This window comes from Lederbergia sp. NSJ-179 (genome assembly GCF_022867885.1).
GTDB lineage: Bacteria > Bacillota > Bacilli > Bacillales > Bacillaceae_C > Lederbergia.
Map to the genome: position 1 here is coordinate 1 of NZ_JALIFP010000059.1, position 15,813 is coordinate 15,813.

A 15,813-nucleotide genomic window follows, 5' to 3' on the forward strand; every position below is an offset into this window, starting at 1 on the left:
CATCTAAGACTTCTCCATAGATGGGAAGCCCTTGTGCTGTGGTTCCCATTCCGATTTTAATTTGCGGTAGATCAGGTCGATGATCCTTGGAATAACCACGTACAATCTTCACAAGATCCTCCTCTTCTTTCGCCTCCCCTGTATACACCAAAGAAGTTGTATCAAAATGAAGATGGTCCCAGCTTAAGTCGGATACTGCTTCGCGAATCCCTTGAACTGCCTGGATATAAACCTCTTGAAGCCCCGCCGAATGGAGGGCATCCAACGCTCTTCCTAACGCATCATCATTAAAATCACTAGCCTTTCTTTCCGTACCAAATAACAATTCAACATCTTGCCGTTCATAGAACTCCTCTACCTTGTAAAGGGCTTTTCGATCCGTCAGTTGATTAATGATCAGCGCAGCGATACGTGTGCCGACAGAAACATGGCAATCTTCCTTTTTAACAGGAGAGAGCTGATCGATTCGATCGATGAGTCCTAATTTGTCTATTAATTGACGAACAACAGGAGCCGATCCGACTCGACATACTTGAAAGTCAGGAATCTGCGGAATTGGATTATTCATTGCAATCACCCCACGGTATTCATACCCTTACCCTTCGATAGGACGTGGGGGAATTCCTGCAAAAAAAGATTTTAGGCTTTTAAAGGGGCGCGGAATATGGGGTTTAACAGGTTTGAATGTTGTAAATGAAGATGAAACTCACCGACTTATTGTAATAAGCGGAGGAGGCGATTGAACTATGATTGAAATGATCAATTAAAAGGAAGCACTCTGTACATAATTCTCACAAACTTTGTAGAGAATAATGTAAACACATAAGAATGGTGGATTTGCTTTATGCTTTTCATTCTTCTCTCTATCGCCTTATTTTGTGCGATTATTTATTTTATGCCTAAACGTATAACTTTAATGGAAATGTATGCAACTTCTTGGTTTTCAGTAACCTTTGTGCTGATTGCTGATATATACCTTTCCATTAAACTTGGTCTTTATGGTTATTTTAATGAGGGGGGAATAGAATTTAGAACCTTAATCGTTCATTTTGGAGTATTTCCACCTTACAATATTATTTTCTTGAATTTCTTCCCGGAAACAAGGCGTAATCAGGTGCTTTATATTATAGGGCATTCCCTCATTACAACTATGTACGAATGGATAACTGTTCAAGTGGGAGTTTTTCATTATAATCATTGGCGTTTAGTCTACTCTGCCTTACTTTATCCATTCATTTTACTCATTCTTTATTGGAATTTGAAGATACTAAGAATATTAAAAAAACGAGAGAAATAAATGATTTTTCTTATTGTCCAAAGAGTAAAGAATGGATCAATGAATGATATCATTTGTAGGAGCTTCTAATGGATAATTACACGAATAACAATACAGCGAGACGTTACTTAGCACATGTCAGTACATTTGGTACCACGCAAATTCATTTAAGAAATCCCTATATTATTGCTTGGTGGAGTGCAGCTTTTCCTGGATTCGGGCATCTTCTTTTGTCCAAATACTTGCGAGGATTTGTCCTTTTTATTTGGGAAGTAATCGTGAACCTGCAAGCTAATATCAATCAGGGGATCATCTATACCTTTCAAGGTGAATTTGATAAAGTAGCGCAAGTATTAGATACGCGATGGCTATTATTATATACACCCGTATACTTTTTTGGGATTTGGGATACTTATCGAACAACGGTAGATATGAATAAACTTTTCGTACTGGCAGAACGTGAAGAACATCGTATGAATACATTTAGCATCGGGTTATTAGAAATTAACTATTTGGATAAAAGGAACCCTATCATGGCTATCGTTACTTCTTTATTTGTACCAGGATTGGGACAGCTTTATTTACACAGAATTATTACAGCTTTCTTTGTTATTATCTGGGCGGTGCTGTTTTTTTATTTTTCCCACTTTTTTGAGGCGCTTACTCTTATGTTTGTAGGAGAAGTACAGCTGGCAACTTCCGTTCTAAAGGCAGAATGGCTATTATTCCTACCTTCCGTATACGGTTTTTCCATGTATGATGCTTACTTGAATACAGTAGAAAATAATAAGCTTTTCAACAGAGATCAACGAAGCTTTTTAAAGCAAAATTATCAAGATCGTCATTTTAAAGTTTTAAAAGGGCAAAAGGTGAAGTGATAACGATGCAGGTATTTTCTACTTTTGAACATCATATGGCGTTAGAAATGGCTATTGCTACATTGGAAAAAAAGGGTATACCAAAAGAAAATATCTATGCCATTCCACTTGATAATCGGACGGAAAAGCCTGAGTTGTTTGATACACTTCACCGTGCAGATGGCACATCACTAATCGATATAGGGATGGCATTAGGAACAGCCTTTTCTGTCGTAGGGGCGAGTATCGGCTTTAAATTATCCTGGGGGCCGATTATTTGGGGATTACTGGCTGCATTTATAGGATTTGTTCTAGGATTTGGGATTAGACTGTTAATAGAATTAGGAATTAAGAAACGAAGGAGACTTTTTAAAAGGAGAGCATTCCGAATTGATTCTTATTATTGATTGTGAGAAGGCGCAGGCTGAATTAGTGGAAAATATTCTTTGGAATCACTTTGCTTTAGGAGTAGCAAAAGTGAAATAAAAAAATGAAGGATCTTTATTAGTACTTAATTCGGATCTGAGTCAATAGATTGGACGATGTCCAAAAAGTCGGGTATTAATCCTGTTTCTTTTTTAGAAAGAACAAACTCTTTATATCATTTGATTCACTGTTTTGATGGGTACCCAAGTAATAAGTATTTCTGAAAATATTGTGAACGTATTCACGATATTATTCAAAAGTGGTATGCTATTCATAAAGTATTACATTATTCAAAAGGAGAGATGGTATATGTCTAATATTATTTTTGTTTCACCTAATAAATATGTTCAAGGAAAAGGTGCCCTTAAAGATATTGCGTCTCATGTGAAAAATATGACGAATAAGCCCCTTATCATTTCAGATCATATTGTTTGGGGTATTACAAAAGATATAATAATGGAAAGCTTTTATGCTGAAAAAGTTGATTTTTACTTTGTAGAATTTAAAGGTGAAGCTTCTGTCAACGAAATTCATCGAATTGCTAAAGAAGGAGAAGCCAACCAGGTTGATCTTGTGATTGGAGTAGGCGGTGGAAAAACCCTTGACACGGCCAAAGCAATTGCGGATGAGTTAGATACAGGTGTCGTTATTGTACCAAGCACTGCTTCGACCGATGCTCCGACAAGTGCCTTATCTGTTATATATAGTGAGGATGGTGTATTTGAATCGTATAAATTTTATCAAAAGAATCCTGATCTAGTGTTAGTGGATACGGAAGTAGTGGCCAAGGCACCGGCTCGCTTATTTGCTTCTGGGATCGCGGATGCGATGGCTACGTGGGTTGAAGCCAGAGCGACAATAAGAAGTAATGGGACAGCTATGGCGGGTGGCAGGACAAGCATTGCGGCTAAAGCGATTGCCAAAACTTGTGAAGAAACTTTGTTTGCATACGGAATTCCCGCATACAAAGCTGTTCAAAAAGGCATCGTCACGAAGCATGTTGAAGCCGTGGTTGAAGCAAATACTTTGCTATCTGGTCTCGGTTTTGAAAGCGGTGGGTTAGCTGGGGCTCATGCGATTCATAATGGATTTACTGTGCTTGATGGCGACATCCATCATCTTACACATGGTGAAAAGGTGGCTTATGGTACACTTGTTCAATTAATGTTAGAACTCCACCCTGAAGAGGAGTTGCATAAGTATATTCAATTTTACCGTGAGCTTGGCCTACCAACCACATTAAAAGAAATGCATTTGGATCAGGTGTCGTATGAAGAACTTCTAAAAGTGGGACAAGCTGCCACGCAAGAAGGAGAAACAATGGGTAATCTTTCGAGTGAAATCACAGCCGAAGATGTGGCCAACGCCATTCTAGCTGTTGATCAGCTAAGCGTTAGGGAATAAGGGGATGAAAACCAATATCCATTAATGGATATCGGTTTTTGATGAGGTGTCTCCTTATTTTTATAGTTTCGGCCATTTCCGACTAATCGCTTGCTGTGCCGTTTTTGAGACTTGGCGATGATTTCAGTCAAGAAAACGGAGAATTCGTTGATAAATTAAGAGAAAAAGATCTGTTCAGAAGATTAAATTTAGTATATAGTCAATGGAGTCTGAAAAGAGAAAGATAGGCTAGGAGTTTTTTTCTTTATTTCGTATTAACGGTCAGCCATGAAGCATGAGGGGTTTATCAATCACGATGAAAATCACCTATTTTCATAGGAGGGGAAAGTGAAATGGAGAAAAGCTTTGCGATTGCTTTCATGGTTGCCATGTAGTCATTGCGGGTTGTGGACAAAGTGGAAATAAAAGCGTAAATCAAGCTTTACTTTATGAAAGGGGAGAAAAAATGTCTAATGTGATGAATGCCGCCGTATTACATAAACCAATGGATATAGAAGTAAAAAAAGTAGAAATCCCAACTCCGAAATCTGATGAGGCTTTGGTGAAAGTTTATTGTATCGGTGTATGTGGTTCAGATGTTCATTATTATGAGCATGGAAAAATTGGCCGATATGAAGTAAAAGCTCCCATCATTTTAGGACATGAACTAGCGGGGGAAGTTGTTCAAGTAGGGGAAGAGGTAACAAACGTAAAAGTGGGGGAACGTGTAGCGGTTGAACCAGGTGTGACATGTGGCCGCTGTGAATATTGTAAATCGGGTAGATATAATTTATGTCCAGATGTCGTGTTTATGGCTACTCCGCCGGTAGATGGTGCATGGTCTGAATATGTAGCGGTTCGCAGTGACTTTCTTTTCAAATTGCCGGGTACAATGAGCTATGAAGAGGGGGCTCTGCTTGAACCTCTTTCAGTCGGGATGCATGCCATGAGCAGAGGGAAAGTGACACCGGCTGATAAAGTTTTGGTGACTGGATTAGGACCGATAGGACTGTTGGCTATACAAGCGGCAAAAATCTATGGTGTCAATGAAATTTATGCGACGGACGTTGTACCTTTTCGTCAACAATTAGCGAAAGAAATGGGTGTAACGGCAGTCATTGATCCTTCGAAGGAGAACCTTAAAGAAAAACTTGATGAATGGACAGGCGGAAAAGGTATTGATGTGATTATTGAAACATCCGGCAATCAGAGGGCCGTTGCAGAAACAATCAAGGTGGCAAAGCGAGGCGGCCGTATCGTCTTTGTTGGGATGCCAACAGCGACTGAAATTCCGATCGATATTACCCAACTCGTCGACTCAGAGTTGGATGTTTATGGTCTTTTTCGTTACGTAAACACATATCCGGCTGCCATTCAAGCTTTGAGTAGCGGCAACGTTAATATTGAAAAAGTCATTACACATAAGTTTGCATTAAAAGATATTAAAGAAGCAGTTGAAATGGCAAGGCAGCAGAAAGACGTAAGTATTAAAATCATGATCTATCCAAATGAAGAATTAGCCAATTAATGCCATTTTTATAAAAAACTCTCCAAATAATCATTTTGGAGAGTTTTTTGGGACAAGAGTACATAAGCTGAAAAATTGTCACATAGAATGTACAAGTTATGACTTTTTCCTGATTGGGGCGGCTATTGAGCTAGGTTTTATATGCACAAGCCAATCAACGCTAACCGGATAAAAGGATTAACAATGGTTTTTAAGATCTTGAATCACAGGTTTTGGGTCTATAATTGCAGAGGATTTTCCGTTTTATTTAGGAATCTTCCTTCTGCTTCTTATCATTCATAGACCGAAATATTTGTGTATTCATACTGCCTTGGACAATATTTTCTAGAAAAAATTCTCCAACCAGTTTCAAATATTCTTCATCATCAAACATTTTTTTGTTTTGTAATTCCATTTCTGCCAGTCCTTCATAGGTGGCAAGGAGTGCATATGTATGGTCCGGTCCGGTAATGGGTGTTAATATATCGACCTTATGTTCAAAATGCTCATTTCGATATCGTTTCATTTCATTTAAATTGTCCATTCCTTCTTTAAATTTATCTTGATGAATCTCAAACGTTTGGTATACAAAAATAGACATTGTCCTACCTCCAAAATCATACAAGTTTGACTTTATTGTCCTCATAATCCTTTCATTTATTCCTAGTCAGGGTAACGTACAACTCTTTTCCTGATTAGAAAATACAAAAATCATTTATGTATGCAGGGAGTTGTGTTCATGGGTGTCTTTTTTGGTTATGTTTTTCTTGGTCTTTCATTAGCGGCACCGATTGGGCCCGTTAATGCTGCACAATTAGATAAAGGCATAAAAAGTGGATTTTTCCATGCATGGCTTGTTGGATTGGGAGCCATGACAGCAGATCTCATTTACATGCTGGCCGTTTATCTCGGAGTCGTTCACTTTCTGGAAATCCCCTTTATGCAAACATTTCTATGGTCTTTTGGATTTTTTGTGCTTGTTTATACGGGAGTAGAAAGTTTGGTAAGCGCAAGAAAAATGACTTTTAGTTCAAGACAAAGGGATGAATCCCGATCAAAATCCTTCTTTTCCGGTTTTTTCATGTCCATTTCGAACCCATTAACGATTCTTTTCTGGCTGGGTATTTATGGATCCGTCCTAGCGAAAACAGCCTCCGAATATGATACAGCAAGTGTAATGGTTTATAGCTTAGCGATTTTTATTGGCTTGATGGTTTGGGATGTCACTATGGCGGGTGTTGCGAGCAGTTTTAGAAGGCTTTTAACAGATAAAATCCTTGCCTTTATCTCGATTTTATCGGGATTGTCCCTTATCGGCTTTGGGATCTACTTTGGGATTCAAGCAATAAAATTATTATTTTTTAAATAACGTGAAAACGAACCCCTTATAGAAATCCCATTTAGATCCCTTGAGGATCTCCATGTTTCTTCTTCTTCTTAGCAAAATGGATAATCACAACGACAACCACGACAATAGCGACAAATAATATACTGACAAAAAAACCGGGTCTGCTTGCTTGGTCAATTAAGGTTCCACTTACGGCAAGGAGAATTAAAGCCATTCCCGCAAAACGTTTTACATGATCAAGGCTAGTCGCTTTAATAAGCCTGGGAAAGGATACAAGGATAAAAAACCAATTATACAAGAGCATTAATCCGGCTGCTGTTGTAATGTATTCATACACACGATCTGGCATAATACGGGACAGAATAATGGATACAATCAATCCGCAGATTGTTAAGGTTAAGGCAAAAGGAGGAACTTTTAACTTCCCTTTTTTTGAAAAAAACTTCGGGGCATCCCCATCTTTAGCTAAGGTGACGACCATACTTGTTACGGCAAATAAAGAGGCAGCCATAGTAGAAAAGCCTGCGATAATGATTGCGCCATTAAATACATGGGGAAAAAAGTAATATCGTATGCATCAAGAGCAATGACAAATGGGCTTTCTTTTGTATTAAACTGGTCAGCAGCGACTAAACTTGTTGCCAATAATAGAGAGATTAAATAGATGGATGTTAACAATATTAACATGATGGTTCCGGCCTTTTTGGCATCTTCTTTCTTTTTCAATCTTACCGCCATAATCCCCATAATTTCGATTCCACCAAATGCATAAAAACCGAAGATAAGGGAGGACCACAACCCTTTCATTCCATTAGGCATGAACTCGTTCAGGTTAGTGGGTATTTTCATATCATGATGACTTCCACCAAAAAGCCCAAACAGAACGCCTATTGCGAGGACGATAAACATTATAATGGCTGCCACTTTAATAACAGCAAAAACGTTTTGGGTCCGCTCAAACCCTTTCGTCCCAATCACAACAACAATCACTCCAAGAATGGCGAAACCGGAAGCAAACAACCATAGAGGAACATTCGGAAACCAGAATCGTGAAAGGATGGAAAGAGCCGTAAGTTGACTACCGGTAATCAACATTTCGGAAAACCAATACACCCATCCACTACTGAAACCTGCCCAAGAGCCATAGGCTTTTTTAGCATAAGATCGAAAAGACCCTTTTTGTGGATCTTGAGCAGACATTTTGGCTAAAGCCTCTGCAACGATATATGTGCCAATACCCGCTAATATAAAGGAGATAAGCATGGATGGCCCTGTCATTTTTAAGCCAATTCCCGAACCAAGAAAATAACCTGTCCCAATAATACATCCAACCCCAAGAAGGGATAACTGCCACCACGCTAATTTTTTTCCTCCCTTTTTATCTCCCTTACCGCCTGCTCGCGCTGGAATTTCCATGTAAAATTCCCTCCATTCATACTGAATTATTATGAACGGAGAAAATTATATTATGTACGGCATCAAAATAAAAAAGAAAAAAGATGCTTTTTTGGGCCTCGTTCTTCACTTTGTCTTCTTTTTTGATAAAAATAGAAGATATAAACCTAATGCAATGAGAATAAGGGAAAAAGCATCATATAACAGATCAAAAAGTAAAACATGGTTTGTATGATAATAAACATGATGGATTTGTAGGAGATGGTGGTTCACAATACCCTCAATTAAATTAAAAATTCCTCCACCCAACAATATCCCAGCCCAAAAAATATGTTTAGGCTTATGAAGCTTTTTACTATCGCTTTCCCACAATAAATAACCACCAATAAACATAATCACGGTCACAAAAAGGTGAAATAAACCATCACTGACGATTTGATTAAATCTATTTGTATACATATAAATACTATGAAATTGAAATATCTGATGAAGAAAAATACCATCAAGCATACCGATAATGCCCATTCCAAATACAAAAGCACCAATGAATGATCGGTTTTTCATATTTACCATCACCTGCTAAAAAAATGAATTTTCTAAAGGGCTATCTTAATTAGCTCTTTGAGCATTACAAATGATTCGATGATTTATAGTAAAAAATAGTGAGCCAAAAAGGCCTCACTATTTTTAAGGAGAAAGTAACGGCTCCATAGTTACTGCTGTTTTAATGAGATGTTTACCTTGAGAATTTTTCGCCTATGGGTTATTGTTGTTGTTGTTGTAATTGTTGGGCACATTGCAATGCAAGTTGCTGAATCTGTTGTAACTGTTGAGCAGCATTTTGTTCTTTTTGGGCGAAGTTTGATACTTGCGTTCCCATTTGGGATCCGTTTTGACCTTGAGCTTGTTGGAATTGTTGAGCATTTTGCTGCTCGGTTTGCTGTAATTGTTGCGCGATCTGCTGAATTTGTTGAAGAGCTTGTTGAATTTGCTGTGACATTTTCTTCACTCCTTTTGTAAGTTACATAAAATATGTTTTCCTGTTGGAAATGAAAATATGCATATTTTAGAGGGGGACGAATGATACTGAAGGCTCCAATGTCGCGTAACTTTTTAACCAGAATTTACCTTTGTATGGATTATAATAAATGAGTTATAATTATATTGGCGCTCCTACCTCCACAATTAAAAAGGAGGGAATAAGATGGCGAAAAAGTCATTAGTTGTAAAACAGAGTCACAAACAAAAATATAATGTGAGAGAATATACCCGTTGTGAACGCTGTGGTCGTCCACATTCCGTTATTCGGAAATTTAAGCTTTGCCGAATTTGTTTCCGTGAACTTGCTTACAAGGGGCAAATTCCCGGAATTAAAAAAGCAAGCTGGTAGTATAAAACTAGAACGTACCTAAGGATGTTGACAACTCAATAGGGAGTATTTTATAATAAATGTATTAAGTTGAATAGTTCTCCTAAAGGGGAGTAGCTTTTATAACAAAGTCATCACTACGGAGTTATACACTCCTGGCTTTGTTGGCAACGTATCGTTGTTAGCGAGACCTTTACCAGTCCGGTAAGGGTCCTTTTTGCATAAAAAACCTTTACCGAAAAATGGTAAAGGTTTTTTCTATGGTCGATTTTAACGAATGACAACTGACAATTTCTCGCTAAATGATAATGACAATCGTTGGGATCAACATACAAGCAAGGATGATATGGCCTTCCTGCAACGTATCAAACGAAAGAGAGGTGACAGTAATGAAAAGAAAAGGAACGCTAACTGAGTTAATTAGCAAAAATAAGGAAGAACTTCTTAACGATAAGGCTTTAATTGAAAAAATTGAGAAACGTATAGATGAAAAATATCTAAACGTAAAAAAATGATTCCAGGAGGATGCTCATTGATACTAAGGAAATATATGTCTCTTTTAGGAATAGGTTCGGCACAAATAGATCTTATTCTTCCTAAGGATACCTATAAGGCTGGTGAATATATTAGCGGATATTATTTAATTAAAGGCGGTACCATCGAACAACAAATAAAACGAATTGATTGTGAATTAATCAAGATTGACCAATCTAAAGGAATAGAAAAAATAATGGATACACCAACCATTTTGACATCAAAACGGATCCAATCAGAAGAATGTTATAAAATATCATTTTCGTTTAAGATACCAACTACGATCACCGTTTCGACAGAAGCAATATTTTACCGTTTTAACACAAAGCTTATTTTTAACGAAGGAGTAGAAAGTAAAGACCAGGATATCATCCGCATCATTCAGTGACAAGTGTACCATACTACCCGAATAGAAATTGAATTTTAGTTGATATAAACGATCAGAAAAAATGAAACTTTATATTATAGGAAAGGATTCATAACATATGATGGAAACGACAGAGCAACTACTTGTCGAATTGAAAAAGTGTGGGGAATGGGAAAAGGATCAGAATGGATTATGGTTTTGGGAAAAAATTGGCCGTCTTCCATTCAAGCTTCTGGACAAACTCACACCTGCTTTTTTACAACGGAAAATTGGTGTCATTCTAGATGAATTAGGTCAGTATATTCAATCAGGGGGAAGATATTTAAGTTCGGTATCCTCATTGAAATCCTATTATCCTCATAAAAATATCCGTACATTGGAGGACTTGGATTTCATTCCTATCGCTGAAATGGATCATGCTGTGAGCAAACTCAAAAATAACCGAAAACGCTTGGCAACCTTTCAAGGCGCAAGCACTGGTATCGGAGGAATTATCACTTTATCGATTGATATTCCATTGCTTCTAGGCCTTCAATTAAAAATCCTTCAAGACATTGCCATTTGCTACGGGTATAATCCGAATGATAAGAAGGAAAGAGTGTATATTGTGAAAATCTTACAGTTTGTTTCTTCAGATATTGTCGGGAAACAGGCGATATTAAAACAATTGTCCCTAATAGATTCCACGGTTCAAGGGGAAAAAAGAGATGTTATTTCTGAACTACAAGGATGGAGAGAAGTCGTAATGACATACCGAGATCAAATCGGTTGGAAAAAGGTATTCCAAATGATCCCCATTGCCGGATTGATTTTCGGGGCTTTTATCAATCGTTCCGCGGTTAATAATCTATCAGAAGCAGGGATGATGCTTTATCGAAAGAGAAGGATTAAAGAACGTCTAGGACAATATGATCACCATACAAAGGAAACGGATGTAAAATGATGGGGGGCTTTATTCGTCTGTCTCCTCGGAAAGGGATTGCTTGAGCTGTTTGTGTCTTATTTGCGATTTCCTATGAAAGTGCACCAATTATTTGTACCCGGCAGAGGAGCGGAAGTCAAGGACGTTCTGATTGATAGGAATGTACTTATTGATTCGTCTTATATTGAAAAAAAGCATTCCCACTAAGACTGTGTAAGGTGTCAATAGTTTTAGTGGGAATGTTTTTATGTTGTATCATACTTTAAAAATGAAATTTGAGGGTCTTGTTTAAAGTCGGTCTTTTTTTAAAAGGTAAGCGTACTATGTCCAACATCCATAGTTGGCTCTCCAGCATGAACATCTTTAGGTACATTAATCATGCCTACAATAAGGATGATTCCTACAAGTATTCCTATTATTTTTTTCACATTTGTTCCTCCCTCGTAAAATAGATTATCGACTATCGCTGAGATAGCTCCCCATTTCCCCTTGCTGTTATATTTAAAAATTAACACAATTTGCAAATTTAATATTTATAATTTCTAGCTATTTTTTACGATCTTTTATGTAATTTGGTTGGGGTCCAAAATAGAAAACTGAAATTTACAAAAAAATGAGTTTTTTTATAAATACATCTTGTATCTTTTTCATTAAACTTAGAAACAGTTAGATAAAATTTAAAAAAGGGGAGAATGCATTGAAAAGAACAAATAGGCTTATGTTTATCCTGTTTGCATCATTAACACTACTGTTCTTACTTGCCGCATGTAGTGGACAAGAAGGTGCGTCTAGCAAAGGGGAAAAAAAGGAAGGGACCACGACGAGTGGGACATCTGGAAATGATGCAGAGGGGAATGCTTCACCAGATAAAATCGTTGTAGGCTTTTCTCAAATTGGTGCGGAAAGTGGGTGGAGAACGGCAGAAACAGAGTCTGTTAAAGAAACTTTAGGAAATAGTGATGAATTCGAATTGAAATTCTCAGATGCACAACAAAAACAAGAAAACCAAATTAAAGCACTTAGAAGCTTTATTGCTCAGAAAGTTGATGTTATTGCTTTAGCACCAGTTGTTGAATCGGGATGGGAAACTGTTCTAACAGAAGCTAAAGATGCTGGGATCCCAGTAATCCTTTTGGATCGTGGGATTGAAGTAGAAGATGAAAGTTTGTATACAAGTTTTATTGGTTCTGATTTTGTCCTAGAGGGTGAAAATGGTGCCAAAGAATTAATTAATCTTATTGGGGAAGATGTAGAAACAAATATTGTTGAGCTTCAAGGCACGGTCGGTGCAAGTTCAGCAAACGACCGTATGAAAGGTTTTAAGAATGTTATTGATCAAAACGATAACTATAAAATCATTAAATCCCAAACGGGTGATTTCACCCGTTCAAAAGGTAAAGAAGTAATGGAAGCATTCTTAAAATCTGATGGTGATAACATTGACGCTGTTTATGCACATAACGATGATATGGCACTGGGGGCAATCCAGGCAATTGAAGAATATGGCTTAAAGCCAGGTGAAGATATTAAAATCGTATCAGTTGATGGAATTGGAGATATTTTTGAAGCTGTTGCTGATGGAAAATCCAATATTATAGTAGAGTGCAACCCGTTACTTGGACCACAGCTTGCTCAAGCAGCTAAAGACTTAATGGCAGGAAAAGAAATTGAAAGATGGATTAAAACAGAAGAAACAGTATTTGTAGGCGCAGAAGAAGCAAAAGCTGCTTTGCCTGATCGGCAATATTAGATAATGAAAGGAACGGTAAGATCGAGATTGTAATTTACAATCTCGATTTCTTATGTTTAAATAGCTAGTATAATTGGTTTTTTATGGAAAATCTTGAAAAATATGAGAGGATTACTAAAAAGGAGGAAAAGAAATCAATGTGACTAAGTTACGAAACTACTTTAATAATAAAAGTATTCGATTTAAACTTCTGTCCTACTTCTTCATTATAATTATTTTGTGTGTCTCAACATTAAGTTTAATTGGGGGAAAAACTTATAAAGAATCTTTAGAAGAAGAGGCAAACTTGCATACGATTCAGATGATTGATCAAGTATGGAACAACATTGAAATGGTCATTCAAGAAAACGATAATATTATGGATTATATAACCAATGAAAAAGAAGTAGCACAATTTATGGAACGATCAACTCCTTCTAAGAAAAGTGTAAGTGAGATAAAGGATAAGATGAAAATATATAAACAAAAACATCCCGAAATTGCAGGAATATTACTTGTTAATCAATATGATCATGTTGTAAGCAATGAAATATTACGTGTTTCTAGAGATCCACTTACTAAGGAAATATGGTATAAAAAGGCAATACAATCACCCGAAAATATTCAGCTTATTAGTAATCCAATTGGAAGAAATATAAAAAATAAAGTGAATTATCAAATGAATTACGTATTATCCTTAGTAAAGGCTATAAAGAACCCTGAAACAAATCAAGTAACCGGTGTTATCTTAATGGATTTAAAATTGGATTTTATAAAAAACGTGATTGAATCTATAAAAATTGGAAACAGCGGCTTCATATTTATAACTGATAAAGAGGGGGAAATTGTTTATGCACCAGTGAACTCCATTGTATACCGCATACATCCAAGTTGGCTACAGGCAAAAAATTCACCACCGATTGAAAAAAACATCAATGATGATAAGTATCAAATTATTTATAATACCATTCCAGATATAGGTTGGAAAGTTGTTGGGGTATTTTCATTAAATGAAACGACAAAAGTCGTAACGGAGGTTCAGCACTTCACAATTGTAATCGCTATCATAACACTTGCTATTAGTTCGATAGTATCTGTGTTTTTTGCAAATATGATTACCAAACCGCTTAATAAGCTTAAAACATTAATGGGAAATGTGGAAGAAGGACATTTTGATGTCCGTTTTAACTCAAAATACAATGATGAAGTTGGGCAACTTGGTAACAGCTATAACAAAATGGTTCAAGAAATAGATAGGTTAATCCAACTACTATATGTTAAAGAAAAAAGCAAAAGAGAGGAGGAACTAAAAGTGTTACAAGCACAGATCCAACCTCATTTTCTTTATAACACACTAGATACAATCCAGTGGATGGCTTATGAATATAAAGCCCCCAAAATTGCAGAGATGGTAAACTCTCTGACAACCCTTTTTCGGATTGGGCTTAATAAGGGTAAGGAATTTATCAGTATTAGAGAAGAATTAGAGCATGTTAGAAGCTATCTAATTATTCAAATGACCAGATACGAGTCAAAACTAGAATATGATATTAAAGCCGATGAGGAAGTAAAAGATTATCAAATACTTAAGTTAATTTTACAACCATTGGTAGAAAATTCTATCTATCATGGGATCCGTAATAAGAGGGGGAAAGGAAGAATAACCATTACGGTAACTCGGCAGGATGAAAACCTTCTACTATGTGTGATGGATACGGGCAAAGGTATAAAAGAAGAAATGTTAAAGCAGTTAAACCATTCGCTTAAAATGATGGGAACGACAGATAGAAAGGGCTATGGTCTGCATAATGTCAATGAGAGAATAAAGCTATCCTATGGTGCTAAGTATGGATTAGAAGTGTTTAGTGAGTATGAGCAAGGAACGGAGATTCAAGCAATACTCCCCATTAAACGTACGTAAAGCATATATAGAATAGGAGGGATATTTATGTGGAAATTACTCATTGCAGAAGATGAGACGATTATTAGAAGGGGATTAAAGAAGTCACTTAACTGGAAAGAATACTTGATAGATGTCGTGGGTGAAGCAGAAGATGGTGAAATCGCACTAGAAATGGCTATAGAGTTAAGGCCGGATATCATGTTTATTGACATAAACATGCCATTTCTAAATGGAATCGAATTAATGAAAAAGTTAAGAAAAGAGCTTCCTCATATTATATTTATTGTCATTACTGGTTACAATGAATTTAGTTATGCACACCAAGCTATAAAAATGGATGCGTTAGACTTTCTATTAAAACCAGTTAGAAAGGAAGAGTTAGAGAATACGGTTAAAACCGCTGTTGATCTATTACAAAAAAGAGAAAGAAATTCAAATCTATATTTACAGTTCAAGGGAAATAAACAAATATTAAAAGAACAATTTTTGCTTAATTGGTGCTCAGGTCAATATACAGAAGAAGAAGTAAAGGTACAAGTACAATTACTAGATATAAATTTTAGGAAAAGTTGTGACCGTCAAGTAGAATGTTACAATTTTCGATAATTTATTTTTTACACTTTTTCAGTGAAAATCGTAGCTCGATGTTTCATTCGGTAGCTATCTCCATTTAAGTGTATGACTTCTGCCCGATGGATAATTCTATCCAAAATGGCTGTCGTTATCGCTGGATCCCCCAATAACTCACCCCACTCCTTTGGAGCTTTATTTGAGGTCAAGATAATAGAGGAACGGTT

The 15,813-nt window shown here is 36.7% G+C and carries 19 protein-coding genes and 2 pseudogenes; 14 read left to right on the top strand and 7 right to left on the bottom strand.

The genetic code is table 11. The features are described from left to right. A partial coding sequence (locus MUB24_RS21880) for an IS1634 family transposase (protein WP_244707653.1) occupies window positions 1–568 on the bottom strand: 568 nt, incomplete at its 3' end. Window positions 569–844: 276 nt separating this feature from the next. Between MUB24_RS21880 and MUB24_RS21885 the strand changes: the two genes are divergently transcribed. The 5 genes and pseudogenes from MUB24_RS21885 to MUB24_RS21905 all read left to right on the top strand — a co-directional run bounded on the left by MUB24_RS21885 (window position 845) and on the right by MUB24_RS21905 (window position 5,470). Beyond that, the gene (locus tag MUB24_RS21885; RefSeq protein ID WP_244707655.1) at window positions 845–1,297 is read left to right on the top strand and encodes a hypothetical protein; all 453 of its coding nucleotides are present in this window, start codon (window positions 845–847) and stop codon (window positions 1,295–1,297) included. Between the two features lie 68 nt (window positions 1,298–1,365). Continuing rightward, a complete protein-coding gene (locus tag MUB24_RS21890; protein WP_244707658.1) occupies window positions 1,366–2,154 on the top strand; it encodes a hypothetical protein in 789 nt (262 codons plus the stop codon). Window positions 2,155–2,159: 5 nt separating this feature from the next. Continuing rightward, window positions 2,160–2,619, top strand: a pseudogene (locus tag MUB24_RS21895) (hypothetical protein). Window positions 2,620–2,868: 249 nt separating this feature from the next. Further along, a complete protein-coding gene (locus MUB24_RS21900) occupies window positions 2,869–3,963 on the top strand; it encodes a glycerol dehydrogenase (RefSeq protein WP_244707660.1) in 1,095 nt (364 codons plus the stop codon). Window positions 3,964–4,408: 445 nt separating this feature from the next. Then, the gene (locus MUB24_RS21905; RefSeq protein ID WP_244707663.1) at window positions 4,409–5,470 is read left to right on the top strand and encodes an NAD(P)-dependent alcohol dehydrogenase; all 1,062 of its coding nucleotides are present in this window, start codon (window positions 4,409–4,411) and stop codon (window positions 5,468–5,470) included. Between the two features lie 247 nt (window positions 5,471–5,717). Here the strand turns inward: MUB24_RS21905 and MUB24_RS21910 are convergent, their stop codons facing one another. Then, entirely contained in the window at window positions 5,718–6,050 is a 333-nt protein-coding gene (locus MUB24_RS21910; protein WP_244707665.1) for a hypothetical protein, read from the bottom strand. A gap of 138 nt (window positions 6,051–6,188) precedes the next feature. On the opposite strand from MUB24_RS21910, the gene MUB24_RS21915 reads away from it, so the two are divergent. Further along, window positions 6,189–6,818, top strand: a complete 630-nt coding sequence (locus MUB24_RS21915) for a LysE family transporter (RefSeq protein WP_244707667.1) — start codon at window positions 6,189–6,191, stop codon at window positions 6,816–6,818. A gap of 31 nt (window positions 6,819–6,849) precedes the next feature. Here MUB24_RS21915 and MUB24_RS21920 read toward each other — a convergent pair. From MUB24_RS21920 to MUB24_RS21930, 3 genes and pseudogenes are all read right to left on the bottom strand, one after another. After that, window positions 6,850–8,213, bottom strand: a pseudogene (locus MUB24_RS21920) (amino acid permease). Between the two features lie 105 nt (window positions 8,214–8,318). Then, entirely contained in the window at window positions 8,319–8,756 is a 438-nt protein-coding gene (locus MUB24_RS21925; protein WP_244707669.1) for a DUF2243 domain-containing protein, read from the bottom strand. A 199-nt stretch (window positions 8,757–8,955) separates the two neighbouring features. Beyond that, window positions 8,956–9,192, bottom strand: coding sequence for a hypothetical protein (locus MUB24_RS21930; protein ID WP_244707671.1), 237 nt, complete (start codon window positions 9,190–9,192; stop codon window positions 8,956–8,958). Between the two features lie 204 nt (window positions 9,193–9,396). Between MUB24_RS21930 and MUB24_RS21935 the strand changes: the two genes are divergently transcribed. The 5 genes from MUB24_RS21935 to MUB24_RS23790 all read left to right on the top strand — a co-directional run bounded on the left by MUB24_RS21935 (window position 9,397) and on the right by MUB24_RS23790 (window position 11,591). Next, window positions 9,397–9,582: a type Z 30S ribosomal protein S14 gene (locus MUB24_RS21935; protein WP_244707673.1), complete on the top strand. Its 186-nt coding sequence runs from the start codon at window positions 9,397–9,399 to the stop codon at window positions 9,580–9,582. Window positions 9,583–9,950: 368 nt separating this feature from the next. Then, window positions 9,951–10,076 (top strand): FbpB family small basic protein, encoded by a 126-nt coding sequence (locus MUB24_RS21940; protein WP_244707675.1) that lies wholly within the window; start codon window positions 9,951–9,953, stop codon window positions 10,074–10,076. Window positions 10,077–10,093: 17 nt separating this feature from the next. Next, on the top strand, window positions 10,094–10,483 hold the full coding sequence (locus MUB24_RS21945) for a sporulation protein (protein WP_244707678.1): 390 nt from the start codon (window positions 10,094–10,096) through the stop codon (window positions 10,481–10,483). 97 nt (window positions 10,484–10,580) lie between these two features. Next, window positions 10,581–11,405, top strand: a complete 825-nt coding sequence (locus tag MUB24_RS21950; RefSeq protein ID WP_244707681.1) for an EcsC family protein — start codon at window positions 10,581–10,583, stop codon at window positions 11,403–11,405. A 72-nt stretch (window positions 11,406–11,477) separates the two neighbouring features. Beyond that, the gene (locus MUB24_RS23790) at window positions 11,478–11,591 is read left to right on the top strand and encodes a VanZ family protein (protein ID WP_396426807.1); all 114 of its coding nucleotides are present in this window, start codon (window positions 11,478–11,480) and stop codon (window positions 11,589–11,591) included. 98 nt (window positions 11,592–11,689) lie between these two features. On the opposite strand, the gene MUB24_RS23380 is transcribed toward MUB24_RS23790, so the two are convergent. Then, on the bottom strand, window positions 11,690–11,812 hold the full coding sequence (locus MUB24_RS23380) for a hypothetical protein (protein ID WP_280517118.1): 123 nt from the start codon (window positions 11,810–11,812) through the stop codon (window positions 11,690–11,692). 269 nt (window positions 11,813–12,081) lie between these two features. On the opposite strand from MUB24_RS23380, the gene MUB24_RS21955 reads away from it, so the two are divergent. From MUB24_RS21955 to MUB24_RS21965, 3 genes are all read left to right on the top strand, one after another. After that, window positions 12,082–13,134: an ABC transporter substrate-binding protein gene (locus MUB24_RS21955; RefSeq protein WP_244707683.1), complete on the top strand. Its 1,053-nt coding sequence runs from the start codon at window positions 12,082–12,084 to the stop codon at window positions 13,132–13,134. Between the two features lie 139 nt (window positions 13,135–13,273). Next, on the top strand, window positions 13,274–15,034 hold the full coding sequence (locus MUB24_RS21960) for a sensor histidine kinase (protein WP_244707685.1): 1,761 nt from the start codon (window positions 13,274–13,276) through the stop codon (window positions 15,032–15,034). Window positions 15,035–15,061: 27 nt separating this feature from the next. Then, complete coding sequence (locus MUB24_RS21965) at window positions 15,062–15,622, top strand: response regulator (protein WP_244707687.1); 561 nt, start codon at window positions 15,062–15,064, stop codon at window positions 15,620–15,622. 8 nt (window positions 15,623–15,630) lie between these two features. On the opposite strand, the gene MUB24_RS21970 is transcribed toward MUB24_RS21965, so the two are convergent. Continuing rightward, on the bottom strand, window positions 15,631–15,813 hold a 183-nt coding region (locus MUB24_RS21970; protein ID WP_244705176.1), incomplete at its 5' end, for an ATP-binding protein.